Source organism: Salegentibacter sp. BLCTC (assembly GCF_015143665.1).
Classification (GTDB): Bacteria; Bacteroidota; Bacteroidia; order Flavobacteriales; family Flavobacteriaceae; genus Salegentibacter; species Salegentibacter maritimus.
Genome location: NZ_WYEW01000002.1, coordinates 237,042 through 255,030, shown reverse-complemented (window position 1 = coordinate 255,030; position 17,989 = coordinate 237,042). Strand labels below are relative to the sequence as shown.

Sequence of the window (17,989 nt, the reverse complement as noted above, 5' to 3'; positions counted from 1 at the left end):
TAAAGGGATTGTCTGGAAAGTCTTTAAACTTTGAAATTTACGTATATACTTAAGGCTTTTTAGACAATCTCTCTTTTTACGGAATATATCTTAAATGATGCTTTCGGAACTAATAAGAGGTTTTTAATTGAGAAATAATAATTTTTTAATCCTGAGTATTTTTAAGGGATAACCTATGTAAACCCAAACTTTTAAAATATAAATGATTCGACTCCAGGAAGATTTTTACAGTAAGAACGATAAAATGTATGTCGCTACCGATTGTATAATTTTTGGTTTCGATGAAGGTAAACTAAAGCTATTAATATTTAGAAGAAGGGTTGAACCTTTAAAAAATTCCTGGTCTTTAATAGGGAGTTTTGTAAGATTGGAAGAGGATGTAGATCAGGCGGCAAAACGTGTGCTAACAGAAATCACCGGTTTGGAAAATGTGTTTATGGAAGAACTTAGAAGCTACGGCAAAGCTGAAAGGGATCCCGGTTTTCGTTCAATTTCCATAGGGCAATATGCATTGATTAGATTAGATGAATATGATAAAGAACTGGTTAAAAAGCATGGGGCACATTGGTATGAAATAGATAAATTACCAGAATTGGTATTGGATCATAATCAAATGGTGGAAGATGCTTTAGAGCGATTAAAAAGAAAAGCAAGGTATAAACCCATTGGTTTTGAATTACTCCCTGAAAAATTTACTATTCCGCAGTTACAACAGCTTTATGAAGCTATTTACCAGAAAGAATTGGATGCACGAAACTTTCGTAAAAAGGTGTTATCTCTTAATGTGCTCGTAAAACTAGACGAAAAAGATAAATCTACTTCCCGTAGAGGGGCTTTTCTCTATAAATTTGATCATGAGAATTATCAGGAGCTTCTAGAGTCAGGTTATGATTTTAAAATAGCCTAAGACCTAAAAAAACAGCATGTAAAAATTAGTTAAGAAAAATTTAAAAAATAATTTATCGAAAAATTTTTTTCTAAATAATAATTGTAAAATTTACACTTATTGTAAAATGCTTTGCAAATTACAATTTACTGAGATAATTGCTTTTAAGCTTAAAAGCTCGCAGTTTTTATCTCGAAAATAGTAACCAGCCAAAACCAATTATTATGAATAAAAATTTTTCAAGACGAGATGCTTTAAAAAGCATTGCCATAGGCTCAGGAGTTTTAAGTATTGGTGGTGTAGCCTCTTCTTTTGCTGCTATGAATTATATAGACAATAACACTTTGTTAAATAAGCCTAAAAACAACATCAAGCATTCGGTATGTCGTTGGTGCTTTCAGGATATTCCTTTAGATAAATTTGCAAAAACCTGTGCCAGCATGGGGATTCAGGCAATAGACCTTCTAAAACCTTCCGAGTGGGATACAGTAGAGGAGTATGGATTGGTTTGTTCTATGGCTACTGATGATTTTGCCAGTATTGAAAACGGATTTAATGAGTCGGAAAATCATAGTAATCTTCAGGAAAAATATCGCGGCTTAATTAATAAAGCTTCCAGGCATAATATAAAAAACGTGATTGTTTTTTCTGGAAACCGACGAGGTATGGATGAGGAAACCGGAATTAAAAATTGTGCAAAAGGATTAAAGCCACTACTGAAGTATGCAAAAAAGAAAAATGTTACTCTGGTTATGGAGCTTCTTAATAGTAAGGTTGATCATCCCGATTATATGGCAGATCACACCGCATGGGGAGTTGCCCTGGCTAAAGAAATCCAGGCAGATAATTTTAAACTTCTTTTTGATATTTACCATATGCAGGTTATGGAAGGTGATATAATTGCTAGTATTAAAAAGAACTATAACTATATTGGTCATTATCATACAGCCGGAGTTCCGGGGAGAAACGAAATTGATGATACTCAGGAGTTATTTTATCCGGCAATTATGAAGGCAATTGTAGATACCGGCTTTACCGGTTATGTAGCCCAGGAATTTATTCCCACCAACCCTGATGAAATTTTATCGCTAAGAAAGGCTATTGAAATTTGTGATGTTTAGTTTCAAAAATAAAAATGGCGAGGGAATATCATTTAAATAAACTTAGAAAACGAAAAATATATAAAACGGCTTAGGTTAGTTTATACATTCTTTACACTGAATTTATTTTAACTTTTAAATAATTCAAATAAGCTCTAATCAAGACAAGCTTGGTGATAGTATTTTTGAGAGTTCATTTTAAAATATTTTAGAGCAATAAACAAAACAGCCTTTTGAAATTTTCAAAAGGCTGTTTTTTATCTAATCTAACAAGAGCTATCTATCCACATTTAGAAGAACCGCAATCCTGACAGGTAAGGCAACCTTCCTGATAGATAAGATTAGATGAATTACAATTTTGGCATTTTTGTTTTTTTGCAACAGTACCATCTGCAATAAAGCGTTTTAAGGCTCTGGCAACTCCATTTTTCCAGGTGTTTATAGATTCACTGTCCAGTTGTAAGCTGCTTATTAAGTCTACTACCTTTTCAATTGGCATACCATGCCTAAGAGTAGTAGAGATTAATTTCGCATAATTCCAGTATTCTGGATTAAATTTATGAGACAGGCCTTCAATAGTTGTCTTGTACCCTCGTTTATTTTGATACTGGAAATCGTAACGAGAAGTTCCGTCTTCATTTCTGGCTTTAATAATAACACCTTCAGTAACCCAACGAGGCAATAAAATTCCTTCTTCATCGTCGGCAAAACCGGTAAATATTTCGTAAGGTCTGTCGTCTATCAAGCCAATAAAAGCAATCCATTTGTCTTTATTGTTCTGGAAACGAACTACATCTGCGGTTAATGTTTGCGGACGTGTAGTTGGGAATGGTGTATTATTTTCTTCTTCTGTTTCTTCTTTTTTCTCATCATTAGAAATTAAAACTCCAGAACGAGAACCATCACGGTATACTGTAACACCTTTACAGCCTGCTTGCCAGGCCTCTAGATATAATTCGCCTACCAATTCTTCAGTGGCATCGTTTGGTAAATTAATAGTCACACTAATAGAGTGGTCTACCCATTTTTGTACTGCCCCTTGCATTCTTACCTTGCTTAGCCAATCTACATCATTAGAAGTAGCCTTATAGTAAGGAGAAGCTTTAACCAACTTATCTAATTCTTCTTGCGTATAATCATCGGTTATGGCGTGACCGTTTACTTGCATCCATTCTTTAAAACGGTGGTGGAAAACCACGTATTCCTCCCATGAATCGCCAACTTCGTCTACAAAATCTACTCGTGAATCCTTATCGTTCGGATTTACTTTTCTTCTTCTTTTATAAACAGGCATAAATACCGGCTCAATTCCAGAGCTTGTTTGCGTCATTAAACTGGTAGTTCCGGTAGGGGCTATAGTGAGTAATGCAATATTACGACGACCATATTCCAGCATATCGTAATACAATTTCTCATCGGCTTCTTTAAGTCGAAGGATAAATGGATTTTCTTTTTCCCTTTCAGAATCAAAAATTCCAAAAGCACCTCTATCTTTCGCGGCGTAAACTGAAGCTCTATATGCTTCTAAAGCAATGGTTTTATGTATTTCTACTGAAAAATCTACACCTTCGTCACTTCCATATTTTATACCTAAAGCGGCTAACATATCACCTTCTGCGGTGATTCCTATTCCGGTTCTTCTACCTTCTTTTGCTTTGGCTTGTATATTCTTCCAAAGGTTATATTCTACACCTTTAATTTCATTTCCTTCAGGGTCTGCTTCAATTTTTGCAAGAATAGCATCAATCTTTTCTAGTTCAAGATCAATGATATCATCCATGATACGTTGCGCAGCTGCGATGTGTTTTTTGAAAAGTTCAAAGTTGAAAGAAGCATCTTTCGTAAACGGATTCTCTACATAAGAAAATAAGTTTATCGCTAATAACCTGCAAGAATCGTAAGGACAAAGTGGAATCTCACCACAAGGGTTAGTTGAAACCGTTTTGTAACCAAGATCTGCATAACAATCTGGTACCGACTCGTTAATTACCGTATCCCAGAAAAGGATTCCCGGTTCTGCCGATTTCCAGGCGTTATGTACTATTTTTTTCCAAAGCTTATTGGCTTCAATCTCTTTAGATTTCTTAGGATTTTCACTAAAAATTGGATATTTCTGAACATAATTGCGCTCCTCTTTAACCGCACGCATAAAATCGTCATCAATTCTCACTGAAACATTGGCCCCGGTTACCTTGCCCTGCTCCATTTTAGCGTCTATAAAGTCTTCAGAATCAGGGTGATTTATAGAAACCGAAAGCATTAGTGCTCCACGACGGCCGTCCTGGGCAACTTCGCGGGTAGAGTTAGAGTAACGTTCCATAAAAGGAACTATCCCGGTAGATGTAAGGGCCGAGTTCTTAACTGCCGATCCTTTTGGGCGAATATGAGATAGGTCATGCCCAACACCACCACGACGCTTCATAAGTTGCACCTGCTCCTGGTCTATTTTCATGATTCCGCCATAAGAGTCTGAATCACCATCGTTGCCAATAACAAAACAGTTAGAAAGGGATGCAATTTGATAGGGGTTTCCTATACCCGCCATAGGGCTACCTTGGGGAACAATATATTTAAAGTCTTTAATAAGGTCAAAAACCTCATCTTCACTCATTGGGTTTGGGTAGCGTTGCTCTACACGGGAAATTTCCTTTGCAATTCTACGATGCATATCGTTTGGCGTAAGCTCATAAATATTCCCTTCAGAATCTTTAAGCGCATACTTATTTACCCACACCCGTGCGGCTAAATCATCTCCCTTAAAATAGTCAAGCGAAGCTTTAAAGGCCTCTTCCTGGCTATAGATTTTAGGAGTGGCGGTAGTAGTGTTCACACCCATATTAATTTTAGATTTTGGATTAGTAATAGTTTCAAGCAGACTGTAAATATAGACAAAGAAGTATAAGAATATAAAATCCTGTTGAAAAAAGTTATCAAACAAAAATTGTTAATAAACTGTTTATCAGTAAATTGTAAATTTATCAACATTTGTAAGTTGACAAATTTGTAAAAAAATATAATTTAAACTTGTGCATTAAATAACTGCTTTTTTGTTAAGCTTAAACGACCTAAATGTTATTTTTTGTTATAAATTGAGGTGTTACAGTGTTTTAATTTTAATTAATTAGTAAACTACCTCTGGGTAAGCCAACGAGGCATTCGTTGGAAACAAGTTTTTAATTTCGAAGAAAGCCTCGGGATATTATATCCTTTGGCGGTGCCAATAAATAATTGAATGTGAAAAATGGGGTTTAATACTATGTCACCACAGCCAATGATTTCCTACCGGCCGATATCAATTAATTTTTAGGGGTGGCAAAGTCTGAAAAAAAAGGCTAATCTGGTTTAAGAAAAACGCGGGTTTATAAAAATAAAGAGGCTGGTTGAGCTAACAACCAGCCAATCTTTGAATTAACACCTATGAAAATTCAAAATAAAACCTATTTTGTTATGGAATAAATTGAATATCCATTCGCCGGAGCTTCAATCGTGACCATTCCGTTTTCATCGGAGGTAGGGACATAATTTGAGTTGTTACTGTTGTTTAATATAGTAACACTATTTCAATTAATTTGAACGTTTTCCGTTTAATTATTTTGGTCGCTAATATATATAATTAATCTCGGTTTTTTTTGTATCCTTTTGTTTTTTAGAAATAAATTCATTTAAACTTTATAAAAAGCGTGTGTATTCCTATTAATTGGTCTTCTTTAATAATCATAAGCCTTTTTCTTTAAAAAAAAATAAAACTTCAGAAGAAGAAAAAGCTTTGGCTTTTAAGAGAGAAAAAGACGGGGCAAAACTCATTTTTATAGCGAATATGAGTAAGAAAAATATCAATTTTAATATTCAATTAGATGGAATATTTAAAAATTATTTTTCAGGAGAGACATTTACAATCTCAAAAGAAAAAGATATGAAATTAGAAGCCTGGGAGTATCTGATCTTGATAAATAAATAATTTTTTTACTAAAAAAATAAAAACAGGTCTCGCAAAAAGTTATTTTTCTTAGTTATTAACCGAAAACGTTTTAGTTTTTTAGGAAATTAGGTTATATGGTAGAATTAAAATAGCTTTGACCTAATGGCAAAGAAAATTAATAAAATAGCAGTCTTAACATCCGGTGGAGATGCTCCCGGGATGAATGCCGCCATTAGAGCGGTTGTTAGATCCTGTTCATATTATAACCTGGGGTGCGTTGGTGTTTACCGAGGCTACCAGGGGCTTATAGAAAAGGATTTTGAAGATCTTACCGCTAGATCGGTTAGGAATATTATTAATAAAGGAGGAACTTTTCTTAAATCTTCCAGATCTGAAGAATTTAAAACTAAAGAAGGAAGAAAGAAAGCTTACAAGAACCTTTCGGATGCCGGTATAGATGCTTTGGTGGTCATTGGAGGTGACGGAACCTTTACGGGTGGCCTTTACTTTAGTGGTGAATTCAACTTTCCAATTGTAGGAATTCCTGCTACCATAGATAACGATATTAATGGAACCGATTATACTTTAGGTTACGATACCGCTTTAAATACGGTAGTAGAGGCTATAGATAAGATTCGCGATACAGCAAGTTCTCATAACCGCTTGTTTTTAATTGAAGTTATGGGGCGTGACGCAGGAGATATTGCTTTGAATAGTGGTATTGGGGCTGGTGCCGAAGAAGTATTGCTTCCCGAAGAAGACGGCGGGATTCAGCGAATGATGGAGTCTTTGGAGAAAAGTAAAAAATCAGGAAAAACTTCCAGTATTATCGTAGTAGCTGAAGGTGAGAAGAGTGGTAAAAATATTTTTCAATTAGCCGAAGTTATTTCGGAAAGTCACAAAGAATATGATATTAGAGTCTCTGTGCTGGGTCATATTCAAAGAGGAGGTTCCCCAAGTTGTTTTGATCGTGTTCTGGCCAGTAAGCTTGGCGTTGGTGCGGTTGAAGCATTAACCGATGGTAAAACCAATATCATGGTGGGAGTGGATCATAAAAAAGTGGTGCATGTGCCTTTGGAAACCGCTTTAAAAGAAGACAGGGAATTTGATCAGGAATTAAGAAGGGTGGCAAACATCACTTCTGTGTAAATTTTTTAAAATTTAAATTATGAGTACAAAAATTGGAATTAATGGTTTTGGCCGAATTGGACGTATAGCGTTTAGAATCGCGGCTGAAAAAAGTGACGTAGAAGTTGTAGCAATAAACGATTTGTTAGATGTAGATCATTTGGCATATATGCTGAAATATGACTCTGTTCACGGTAAATTTAAAGGAGATGTTGCTGTTAAAGACGGAAACCTTGTAGTAAACGGTAAAGATATTCGTATTACAGCAGAAAAAAATCCAGAAGACCTTAAATGGGGAGATGTAGGAGTAGACGTTGTTGTTGATTGTACCGGAATTTTTAAAGAAAAAGATAGCGCAAGTGCCCACCTTAAAGCAGGTGCTAAGAAAGTTGTGATTTCTGCACCTTCTAAAACCGCACCTATGTTTGTAATGGGTGTAAACCACCAGGATGTAAAGCCGGAAGATACTATAGTTTCTAATGCTTCTTGTACAACTAACTGTCTTGCACCACTTGCCAAAGTAATAGATGATGAGTTTGGTCTTGTTGAAGGTTTAATGACCACGGTTCATGCAACTACAGCTACTCAGCTTACAGTAGATGGGCCATCAGCAAAAGATTTTAGAGGAGGTAGAAGTGCACTTATGAATATTATACCTTCTTCAACTGGAGCAGCCGTAGCAGTAGGTAAAGTAATTCCTAAGTTAGATGGAAAACTTACCGGAATGGCTTTTAGAGTTCCAACTGCCGATGTTTCTGTGGTAGACCTTACAGTTAAAACAGAAAAATCTGTAAGTTACGACGATGTAAAAGCTGCATTCAAAAAAGCTTCAGAAGGCTCTTACAATGGAGTGATTTCTTATACAGAGGATGCTGTTGTTTCTCAAGATTACGTATCAGATGCACATACCTGTAATTTCGATGCTGAAGCTGGTATAGCTCTTAACGATAACTTTTTTAAACTAATCGCTTGGTATGATAACGAGTATGGTTATTCAGCCAAACTTTTGGATTTAGCGGCACACGTTAATTCAATTTAATATTTTACATTAGAGCCTGAAGAAAGTTATGCTTAGGTTTTTCCTCTTAGCGCTTTCCTCAGGCTTTTTAATTTAAATCATATTCATATAAATGATACTAATAGCTGACGGTGGATCAACAAAATGCGACTGGATTTTACTTAGTGCAACGGGAGAAGAATTACTTAGAACCCGTACTAAAGGCTTAAATCCCGCGGTATTTCCAGAGGTAGTGCTGGAACAACGTGTTGAAGAAAATGCCGATTTAAGAGAAGTAAAGGATAAAGTAGAACGAGTACATTTTTACGGTGCTGGTTGTGGTACTGAAACACCTAGTAAACTATTGCAAGGAATTTTCACCAATTTCTTCACCAATGTAGAGGAAGTGATAATTTTGGAAGATATGGTGGCTGCTGTTTATGCGGCGACTACAGAGCCTGGAATTGTTTGTATTCTTGGTACAGGATCCAATAGCTGTTTCTTTGACGGTAAAGATATACATCAGTCAGTTGATTCCCTGGGATATATTCTTATGGATGAAGCTAGTGGGAACTATTTTGGAAAAAGGCTTATCAGAGATTATTATTACAAAAGAATGCCTCCTGAACTTTCAGTAGAATTCGGTAAGAAATACAATCTTGATTCTGATGAGATTAAGAAAAACCTTTATCGTAAGGAAAATCCAAATACATATTTAGCATCATTTGCTGAATTTATCTTTTCTAACGAACGTAATGGATATTTCTATAAATTAGTTCACGAGGGTATTACCGATTTTATGCATTCTCGCGTAATGTGTTACAAACAAGCGCAAAATACACCGGTACACTTTATTGGAACAATTGCTCATTTTAGCGAAGATATCATACGGGCAGTAGCGCAACCTTACGGGATTGAAATAGGAAATATTGTACGTAGACCCATTGATGGGTTAATAGAATATTATAGAGAAAAAGTGCTTGTTGCTAAATAGTAAGTTTTTCTTATAAAATTTAGTACATTTAGGAAATTTTGTTCTTAAATGTTAGTAAAGGTTTATGGGAGTGCTGTATTTGGGGTAGAGGCTACAACAATTACCATAGAGGTAAATGTGGCAACTGGTATTGGTTATCATCTGGTAGGGCTACCCGATAATGCCGTAAGGGAGAGTAGTTTTAGAATTGCGGCAGCCCTTCAGAATAACAAGTATAAATTTCCCGGAAAGAAAATTATTGTTAATATGGCACCGGCAGACCTTAGAAAAGAAGGTTCTGCCTACGACCTTAGCTTAAGTCTTGGGATTTTGGCAGCTTCAGGCCAAATCAATGCTAAAAATATATCAAACTATATTATTATGGGTGAGCTTTCGTTAGACGGAAGCTTACAACCTATAAAGGGAGCCTTGCCCATTGCTATTAAGGCTAAGGAAGAGGGTTTTAAAGGTTTTATCCTTCCTAAACAAAATGCAAAAGAGGCTGCAATAGTAAGCGGACTTGATGTATATGGGGTGGAAAATATCACCGAAGTCATTAACTTTTTTGACAAAGATGAAGCTTTAGAACCTACCTTAATAAACACACGCGAAGAATTCTATAAAAGCCTGGATCATCCGGAACATGATTTTGCCGATGTAAAAGGTCAGGAATCTATAAAGCGCTGTATGGAAATAGCTGCAGCCGGTGGACACAATATTATTTTAATAGGTCCTCCTGGAGCAGGGAAAACCATGCTTGCTAAACGCTTGCCTAGTATTTTGCCTCCAATGAGTTTGCATGAAGCCCTGGAGACCACAAAAATACATAGTGTGGTGGGAAGGGTGAAGGAGCATGTAGGTTTAATGTCTCAAAGACCTTTTAGGAGTCCCCATCATACAATTTCAGATGTAGCGCTGGTTGGTGGTGGAGCTTACCCTCAACCGGGTGAAATTTCGCTTTCTCATAATGGGGTTTTGTTTTTAGATGAATTACCCGAATTTAAACGAGGTGTTTTAGAGGTGATGCGCCAACCGTTGGAAGATAGGGAGGTTACTATTTCCCGGGCTAAATTTACCGTAACTTATCCTTCGAGTTTTATGTTGGTGGCTAGTATGAACCCCAGTCCCAGTGGTTATTTTAATGATCCAGATGCGCCGGCAACATCTTCTCCCGCAGAAATGCAACGTTATTTAGGTAAAATTAGCGGGCCTCTTTTAGATAGAATAGACATTCATATTGAAGTGACCCCGGTGCCATTTGAAAAGTTAAGTGAAGAAAGACGGGGTGAAAGCAGTGTGGAAATTAGGAAAAGGGTAACACAGGCACGCCAGCTTCAAACCCAACGTTTTGAAGAATCCGATTCGGTTCATTATAATGCGCAAATGAGTGTAGGGCAAATTCGGGAATTTTGTGCTTTAGACGAGGCTTCAAAAGCATTGCTTAAAACCGCGATGGAACGTTTAAACCTTTCTGCACGTGCCTACGATCGTATTTTAAAAGTCTCCAGAACCATTGCCGATTTAGAAAACTCAGAGAATATTCATGGAAATCATATCAGTGAAGCTATTCAATACCGAAGCCTGGATCGCGATGGGTGGCTAGGTTGATTTTTAAGTAAATTTTGATATTTTTAAAAGCTTTGCTCTTTAAATTTTGTCAACTTTTAATTTATATTTACCTCTTAAAGAAATACATATATTTAAATTCAGCTTGTTTTAACCTTTCGTTGGCTCGTGAGAGCATTTGAAGGAGTTTGTTTGCTAAGACCGGACTATTATGAAAAAAAGTTTATCCTTGCTAATATTGATTTTAATTTTTGCCTGTAAAGGTGACCCTGAAGGGAAAGATGCTTCAAAAATTGATAACGATAGTATTATAGACAAAAGTATTTTAAATGGTGAATTGCTTGAAGAAAATCGGGTGGAATTTACGCTAAATGAAGCAAATAACCTGGCGGAGCTTCCGTTAAATTGCATTAATACCGAATATCCAAATAAATTGGGCCAAACCTTGGAGAATAAAGAAGCATTGGGTGAGCCTTCAGAGCTTCACCCGGCATTTTATGGGTGTTTCGATTGGCATTCTTCCGTGCATGCACATTGGTCTATGTTAAGCTTGCTGAAACAGTTTCCCGATTTGGAAAAAGCAGAAACTATTAGACGAAAATTAAAGGAGTCTCTTTCTGCAGAAAATATTCAGGGGGAAATAGCGTACTTTAAAGGAGAGGAGAGTGCTTCTTTTGAGCGTACCTACGGGTGGGCCTGGCTATTAAAATTGGCTGAAGAATTAGAAACCTGGAACGATCCTCTTGCAGATGAGCTTAGTGAAAATTTAGCTCCTTTAACCAATCTTATAGTTGAAAAATATATAGAATTCCTGCCAAAATTGAATTACCCTATTAGAGTGGGGGAGCACACCAATACGGCCTTCGGACTTAGCTTTGCTTACGATTATGCTATTGCTGCAGAAAACGCCGAGTTAGAACAGCTCATTTCAAAACGCGCTAAAGACTTTTATTTAAAAGACGACGATTGTCCTTTAAGCTGGGAACCTAGTGGTTTCGATTTTCTTTCTCCCTGCCTGGAAGAAATAAATATTATGCGCCGGGTTCTGCCTAAAAATGCGTTTGAAATGTGGCTGGATGATTTTCTTCCGCAATTGAGATCGGAAGATTTTCAAATGAAAGTTGGGGAAGTTTCAGATAGGACTGATGGAAAATTGGTACACCTTGACGGACTTAACTTTAGTCGTGCCTGGGTTTTCTACGGACTTATCAATCAATATCCTGAAAAGTTCTCTCATTTAAAAGGTCTGGCCGATAAGCATATGGCTTACTCCTTCCCCAATTTGGTAGGCGATAGCTACGAAGGTGGCCATTGGTTGGGGTCTTTTGCTATTTATGCCTTACAGGAATCTAAAGGCCTATAGTGCGAAATTTCCTTAAAAATCTGGGTCCGGGAATACTGGTCTCTGCGGCTTTTATTGGTCCGGGAACAGTTACAGTATGTACACTTGCCGGGGTTGAATTTGGTTATAGCCTGCTTTGGGCGTTATTACTTTCTATTTTTTCCTGTATAATCTTACAGGAAATGGCAGCCAGGTTGGGTGTGGTTTCTCAAAAAGGTTTAAGCGATGTTATTCGGGAAGAGATCAAAAAACCAATTTTCAGGGTTTTAGCGATTATTCTTATTTTTTCAGCGATAGTTATTGGTAATGCTGCCTACGAAACAGGTAATATAACCGGTGCCGTTTTAGGGGCTGAAGCTATTTTCGGAGTTCAAAACATCAAATTTGGCGATTTTAAGCTCAACCTTTGGAGTATTTTTATTGGCTCTGTCGCTTTTATACTTTTGTTTACCGGTAGTTATAAAACCCTTGAAAAGGTCTTTATTGGCCTGGTTTTATTAATGAGTATAAGTTTTGTGCTTACTGCTATTCTTACAAAACCGGATATTTTAGAAATTTTAAACGGACTTATTCCAACAAGCAATGCTGCCGGTTTGCTTACGGTAATGGCTATTGTAGGTACAACGGTGGTTCCTTATAACTTGTTTTTACACGCTTCTCTTGTTAGTGAAAAATGGAAAGAAGCTTCCTATTTATCTATTGCCAGGAAAGAACTTATAGTTTCTATAATTCTTGGTGGTACTGTTTCTATGGCGATTCTTATTAGTGCGGCTTCCTCGGGATTAACTAATGTAAATTCTGCAGCTGATATGGCGGTGAGCCTGGAGCCATTATTTGGAAAATTTGCCACCTGGTTTATGTCTTTGGGGCTTTTGGCTGCCGGAATCACTTCTTCTATTACAGCACCTTTGGCGGCCGCTTACGTAGTAAAAGGTTGTTTTGGATGGAAGGGGGGAATGAAATCATTAAAATTTAAAATGGTTTGGGCTTCAGTGCTTATTTTAGGCGTTTTCTTCTCTTCCCTGCAAATTAATCCGATTGAAATTATACGTTTTGCTCAAATCGCTAACGGAATCCTATTGCCTGTTATTGCCATTTTCTTATTTTGGGTAGTCAATAAAGCTTCGGTTTTGGGTAAACACCGCAATTCCAAACTGCAAAATATACTGGGAATACTTGTTATTGCGCTTTCCGTATTTTTAGGGATTAAAGCGATTCTAAGCGTTTTACAAAGCTTTTAATAATTTGTGTGGAATTAGTCAATTTATCTTACTGTAAGCTTTCTAAAATCTTATATTAATAGGTCTTAAGCTTGATTTTAATCTATTGCTATAGGTTTTTCCTTGTTTTTTGGCCTAGCGAAAATTTATCGTATAAATTTGAAGTGAAAGCACCGTAAAATTTTAGGCTGTTTGAGCAAAATGACTTTTCATCTTTAATAAGATGATGATGGCGAGTTCCTAAAATTTAGGTGAAGAACGATAAATTTAGATAAATATTCGTAAGCCTAGATTTTTTTGATTCGTTTTTTCATCGATGGAAAAAATGAATAACATTAATGATTAGAAAAATTTTGAAATGAAAGAAATCCATATAAACTGCGATTTAGGTGAAGGTGGCGAATTTGATGCCGCTTTAATGCCGCATATTTCTGCCTGTAATATTGCTAGTGGAGGCCATGCCGGAAATCTGGACACTATGCAGCAAACTATTAAACTTGCTGTAGAGCATGGGGTAGAAATAGGAGCACATCCTTCTTATCCCGATAAGGAGAATTTTGGGAGAAAAACTATGGAGATTTCTGCGGAAGAATTGCAGCGTTCTATTATTGCGCAAATCTTAAGTTTAAAACAATTGGCCGAAGCAGAAGGGGTAAAACTTACCCATGTAAAACCTCATGGAGCACTTTATAATGAAGCTGCAAAAGATGAAAAAACAGCTCAAATTATCATAGATTCCTTACTGGAATTCGATCAAAAAATAGCCCTTTTTTGTCCATTAAATTCAGTGATTTCTAAACTGGCGAGAGGGAAAATTCCAATAGTTTTTGAAGCTTTTGCAGATCGAAATTATAACCCGGATTATAGCCTTGTTTCGCGTTCAAAATCCAACGCCTTGATAAGCCAAAAAGAAGCTGTTTTTGAGCATCTTTTTTCTATGTTTTTTGAAGGGAAAATTACCAGCGATAACGGGTCGAAAATCAGTTGCAGTGCCACTACTTTTTGCCTGCATAGCGACACACCAAATTCAGTGGAAATTATGAGTTTTTTAGAACAGAAATTTGCTGAGCATAATGTTAAAATTAAGAATGTGAAATGAATGATTTTCCTAAGATAACACCGATGGGGGAGCGTGGAATTCTAATAGAATTTGAGCCTAAAATAAATGAAAATCTTCTTGAAAAATTGATTTTTTATAAAAATAAGTTGGAGGAGTTTTATGATGAAGTAAACATTGAGGTAATTAATACATATAACTCGTTATTAATTAGTTATATGTTTACTATAGAAAACATCTATAATGAGGTTTTAGCCATCAAAAAGCTGTTTGGGGAGGCTAAGATAGGAAAAATAAATAACCAGCAAATTTTCTATTTACCGGTTTGCTATGAGAAGGAATTCGGTTGGGACCTGGAATACATTTCCAAAGAGAAAAAGCTCTCTACAGAAGAAATCATTAAGCTTCATACCAAGCCGTTTTATACTGTATTTTTTACAGGTTTTTTACCCGGATTTTTATACCTGGGAGGACTGGATAAAAAGCTTCAAATTTCACGTAAAGATCAACCCCGAATGAAGATCGAAAAAGGGGCTGTTGGAATAGGCGAAAACCAGACCGGAATTTACCCGAAATCCAGTCCCGGCGGATGGCAGATTTTAGGTAATTGTCCCGTGCAATTTTTTGATAAAAATAACAATCCTCCGTGTGAGATTTCGGCCGGAGATAAAGTGAAATTTTATTCGGTTTCCAGGGAGGAATTTAAAGAGATTTCAGAGCAAATTTCCGAAGGAACTTTTCAACTAAAAAAAGAGAATTATGAAGGCTGAAGTTAAAGTGTTACATCCCGGATTATTTTCCACGATACAGGATTTTGGCCGTCGCGGATTTCAAAAATATGGAGTTCCTTTAAGTGGAGTGATGGATAGAATCGCTTTAAAAACCGCCAACCTTATTTTGCAAAATCAGGCCGACGCCGCGGTGATGGAAATTACCCAAATGGGGCCAAAACTTAAATTTTCGGCAGCTACAAAAATTGCCATTAGCGGAGCAAATCTTTCTCCAAAACTGAACGATATTGAAATTGACAATAACCAGGTGGTGAAAATTCACGAAGGTGATATTTTATCTTTTGGGAGGCCAAAACTTGGGATACGTTCTTATTTAGCAGTCCTCGACGGATTTAAAACTGAAAAGATTCTTGGAAGCCGTAGTTGGTACGAAGATATTACCAGCCACGAAAAGCTAGAGAAAGGGATGAAGTTGCAATACGAAGCTTCTGAGGAGGAAAAATATGAGACTCATGCTGGGATAAAGTTTGATGAGGAATATTTGAGTTCTGACGAAATAGAAGTTTTTCCCGGCCCTGAATTTGAAAAACTGCCTGAAACTTTAAAAAGTCATTTGAGACAGAGTAAGTTTAGTATTGATAAAAATAATAATAGAATGGCGATTCAGCTGAGCGAGAGCTTAGAGAACGAACTGCAGCCAATTATTACCGGCCCGGTGGTTCCCGGTACTGTTCAACTTACTCCCGGCGGAAAATTAATCGTTCTTATGCGCGATTGCCAAACCACGGGTGGATATCCCAGGGTTTTGCAACTAAGCGAAAAAGGAATTAATATGATGGCGCAGAAAAAGGCGGGGGATAGTATAGGGTTTTTGTGGAAATCCTAACTATTCTTTTTACGTCATGTTGAATTTTTTTTCAGCATCTAATATGTTAGACCTTAAATCCCCATAGGGGGAGAAGCATTATCCTGAAAATGTTGTGTTATATTTTTCTTTATATTTACGTCATCCTGTCCCGATGCTTCGGGATTATTTCAGCATCTAACACGATAAACCTTCGAATAAAGTTCGTAGTAGGTTCTGAATGAAGTTCAGGTTGAAGAATTATTTTAAGCAAAGAAAGAGGGAGATAAGTTCCCCCTATGGGGGTTAGGGGCTTTAAAACCGGGATTAGATCGCTCTAGAATATTCATTACGGCCAAAGGCCTTATGAATATCAAGGCTCACTAATAAAAAAGTGCCGTCTTGGTTTACGAGAAACCTGATTACCCTACCAATCAAACTCCTCACCGTTAACGACACTTTTTTGTTCTAAAACATTTTAGCTATCTAAAATGACCGTGTCAAAAGTAGAAGATGAGTATGTTCATAGCAAGGGGAAAAACCCCCTCTTATTCTCGAATTGATTTCGATAAATTAAGATGAAATATCTATGAATGAAATTTGGTGCATGTTTTGAGATTGATGCAAAATAAGATTTGATTCGGGCGATTTAATTCCTGATGTAAAATAGGGATAGCTTCGTTCTAATACAGGAGGTCTTTTTAGAATATAGGCTCACTAAAATAAAAAAGTGCCGTCTTGGTTTACGAGAAATCTGATTACCCTACCAATCAAACTCCTCACCGTCGACGACACTTTTTTGCCCCAAAACACTTTAGCTAACTAAAATGACTATGTCAAAAGTAGAAGATAAGTACGCTCGTTACAAGGGGAAAAATCCCCTTTCTTCAGAATGTCATTCTGAACTTGTTTCAGAATCTAGGTTGAATCCACCCTTGAATACCAAACAGACAGCAGACTAAAAATAGATCGCCACATCAGTCAACGCCTCCTCGCAATGACGCTACTTTTTTTCCGTCATCGTGAGTGAGGAAGGAGTGCGGCGATCTTTTGTTTGAAGTGAGCCGTCACTTCGAGTGTTCCGACGTAAGTCGGAAAGTATCGAGAAGTGCTTTATGTTTAAAAGTTGAAAAGTGATTAGTTAAGAGTGAAAAGAAAAAGCAAGGAAAAAGAGAGTAAGATTATATTCTGTAAATCTTCAACAACAAACAATAAACCCCGAACTATAAACCATAAACTAACTAATTCTAAACGCGAACCCGAAATATACAATAACAGAGAACCGACAACTTAGAACCCACAACTGATGACAGCAAAGAATATTCGTGTATTCGTGGCGCCAAACAACAAACCTCGAACAATAAACATCAAACTGCCAACCACACGCTTAACCGAATTACCCGAAAACAGACCGAGAACTGACAACCGAGAACTCAAAACTCACAACGTAGTAATCATCCAGACAGATTGCCACGTCGGCTATTGCCTCCACACAATGACGCTTCTTTTTCTTTCCGTCATCGTGAGTGAGGAAGGAGTGCGGCGATCTTTTGTTTGAAGTGAGCCGTCACTTCGAGTGTTTCGACTTGAGTCGGAAAGTATCGAGAAGTGCTTTATGTTTAAAAGTTGAAAAGTGATTAGTTAAGAGTGAAAAGAAAAAGCAAGGAAAAAGAGAGTAAGATTATATTCTGTAAATCTTCAACAACAAACAATAAACCCCGAACTATAAACTGTCTAATGCCAAGCGCAAACCCGAAACATACAGTAACAGAAAACTTATAACCCACAACCGAGAACTCATTTAGAACAGATTGCCACGTCGGCTAACGCCTCCTCGCAACGAACGGAAATGAAAGAAGCAAGAAAAAAAAGCCAAGAGAAAGGAATCTGAGATATACATAATTCCTTAAAAACAAACCATAAACATCAAACCCGCAACTCTCAATCTGCGACCGGTTCAATTGGGCCAAACCCACAACCGACAACTGACAACTGAGAACCCACAACTGATAACAGCAAAGAATATTCGTGCATTCGTGGCGCCAAACAACAAACCTTAAACCTTGAACAATAAACACCAAACTGCAAACCACACGCTTAACCGAATTACTCGAAAACAGAAAACCACAACTGACAACCAACAACCGATAACTGAAAATCAAAGATTTGTGAAAATGAAAAAATCTACTAAATTTACCTTAACAAAAAATTAAGTTTTTCAACCAA

General features: G+C 36.9%; 14 protein-coding genes. 12 read left to right on the top strand and 2 right to left on the bottom strand.

Features of this window, described 5'->3' with window-relative positions; genetic code table 11:
- Positions 1-202 precede the first annotated feature (202 nt).
- Together GUB10_RS03205 and GUB10_RS03200 are read left to right on the top strand one after the other, a co-directional pair.
- Complete coding sequence (locus GUB10_RS03205; RefSeq protein WP_193709996.1) at positions 203-907, top strand: NUDIX domain-containing protein; 705 nt, start codon at positions 203-205, stop codon at positions 905-907.
- 203 nt (positions 908-1,110) lie between these two features.
- Complete coding sequence (locus GUB10_RS03200) at positions 1,111-2,007, top strand: hydroxypyruvate isomerase family protein (protein WP_193709995.1); 897 nt, start codon at positions 1,111-1,113, stop codon at positions 2,005-2,007.
- 259 nt (positions 2,008-2,266) lie between these two features.
- Here the strand turns inward: GUB10_RS03200 and GUB10_RS03195 are convergent, their stop codons facing one another.
- Together GUB10_RS03195 and GUB10_RS03190 are read right to left on the bottom strand one after the other, a co-directional pair.
- Positions 2,267-4,822 (bottom strand): adenosylcobalamin-dependent ribonucleoside-diphosphate reductase, encoded by a 2,556-nt coding sequence (locus GUB10_RS03195; protein ID WP_193709994.1) that lies wholly within the window; start codon positions 4,820-4,822, stop codon positions 2,267-2,269.
- Positions 4,823-5,423: 601 nt separating this feature from the next.
- Positions 5,424-5,534: an alpha-amylase domain-containing protein gene (locus tag GUB10_RS03190; RefSeq protein WP_193710020.1), complete on the bottom strand. Its 111-nt coding sequence runs from the start codon at positions 5,532-5,534 to the stop codon at positions 5,424-5,426.
- 149 nt (positions 5,535-5,683) lie between these two features.
- Here GUB10_RS03190 and GUB10_RS03185 point away from each other — a divergent pair, with 149 nt between their 5' ends.
- The 10 genes from GUB10_RS03185 (at position 5,684) to GUB10_RS03140 (ending at position 15,805) form a co-directional block, all read left to right on the top strand.
- A complete protein-coding gene (locus tag GUB10_RS03185; protein ID WP_370591068.1) occupies positions 5,684-5,944 on the top strand; it encodes an alpha-glucosidase C-terminal domain-containing protein in 261 nt (86 codons plus the stop codon).
- A gap of 123 nt (positions 5,945-6,067) precedes the next feature.
- Complete coding sequence (pfkA, locus tag GUB10_RS03180; protein WP_193709992.1) at positions 6,068-7,054, top strand: 6-phosphofructokinase; 987 nt, start codon at positions 6,068-6,070, stop codon at positions 7,052-7,054.
- A gap of 19 nt (positions 7,055-7,073) precedes the next feature.
- On the top strand, positions 7,074-8,072 hold the full coding sequence (gap, locus tag GUB10_RS03175; protein ID WP_193709991.1) for a type I glyceraldehyde-3-phosphate dehydrogenase: 999 nt from the start codon (positions 7,074-7,076) through the stop codon (positions 8,070-8,072).
- A gap of 91 nt (positions 8,073-8,163) precedes the next feature.
- Positions 8,164-9,024 carry an N-acetylglucosamine kinase gene (locus GUB10_RS03170; protein ID WP_193709990.1) on the top strand — a complete coding sequence of 287 codons (861 nt, stop codon included), beginning with the start codon at positions 8,164-8,166 and terminating at the stop codon, positions 9,022-9,024.
- Positions 9,025-9,072: 48 nt separating this feature from the next.
- Positions 9,073-10,611 (top strand): YifB family Mg chelatase-like AAA ATPase, encoded by a 1,539-nt coding sequence (locus GUB10_RS03165; RefSeq protein WP_193709989.1) that lies wholly within the window; start codon positions 9,073-9,075, stop codon positions 10,609-10,611.
- A gap of 169 nt (positions 10,612-10,780) precedes the next feature.
- Entirely contained in the window at positions 10,781-11,932 is a 1,152-nt protein-coding gene (locus tag GUB10_RS03160) for a DUF2891 domain-containing protein (RefSeq protein ID WP_193709988.1), read from the top strand.
- Entirely contained in the window at positions 11,932-13,152 is a 1,221-nt protein-coding gene (locus GUB10_RS03155; RefSeq protein ID WP_193709987.1) for an Nramp family divalent metal transporter, read from the top strand. Before GUB10_RS03160 ends, GUB10_RS03155 begins: the two co-directional genes overlap by 1 nt.
- A gap of 337 nt (positions 13,153-13,489) precedes the next feature.
- The gene (gene pxpA, locus GUB10_RS03150; RefSeq protein ID WP_193709986.1) at positions 13,490-14,230 is read left to right on the top strand and encodes a 5-oxoprolinase subunit PxpA; all 741 of its coding nucleotides are present in this window, start codon (positions 13,490-13,492) and stop codon (positions 14,228-14,230) included.
- Positions 14,227-14,958, top strand: a complete 732-nt coding sequence (gene pxpB / locus GUB10_RS03145) for a 5-oxoprolinase subunit PxpB (RefSeq protein WP_193709985.1) — start codon at positions 14,227-14,229, stop codon at positions 14,956-14,958. The genes pxpA and pxpB overlap by 4 nt, the downstream gene beginning before the upstream one ends.
- Positions 14,948-15,805, top strand: a complete 858-nt coding sequence (locus GUB10_RS03140) for a biotin-dependent carboxyltransferase family protein (protein WP_193709984.1) — start codon at positions 14,948-14,950, stop codon at positions 15,803-15,805. The genes pxpB and GUB10_RS03140 overlap by 11 nt, the downstream gene beginning before the upstream one ends.
- Positions 15,806-17,989: the final 2,184 nt, after the last annotated feature.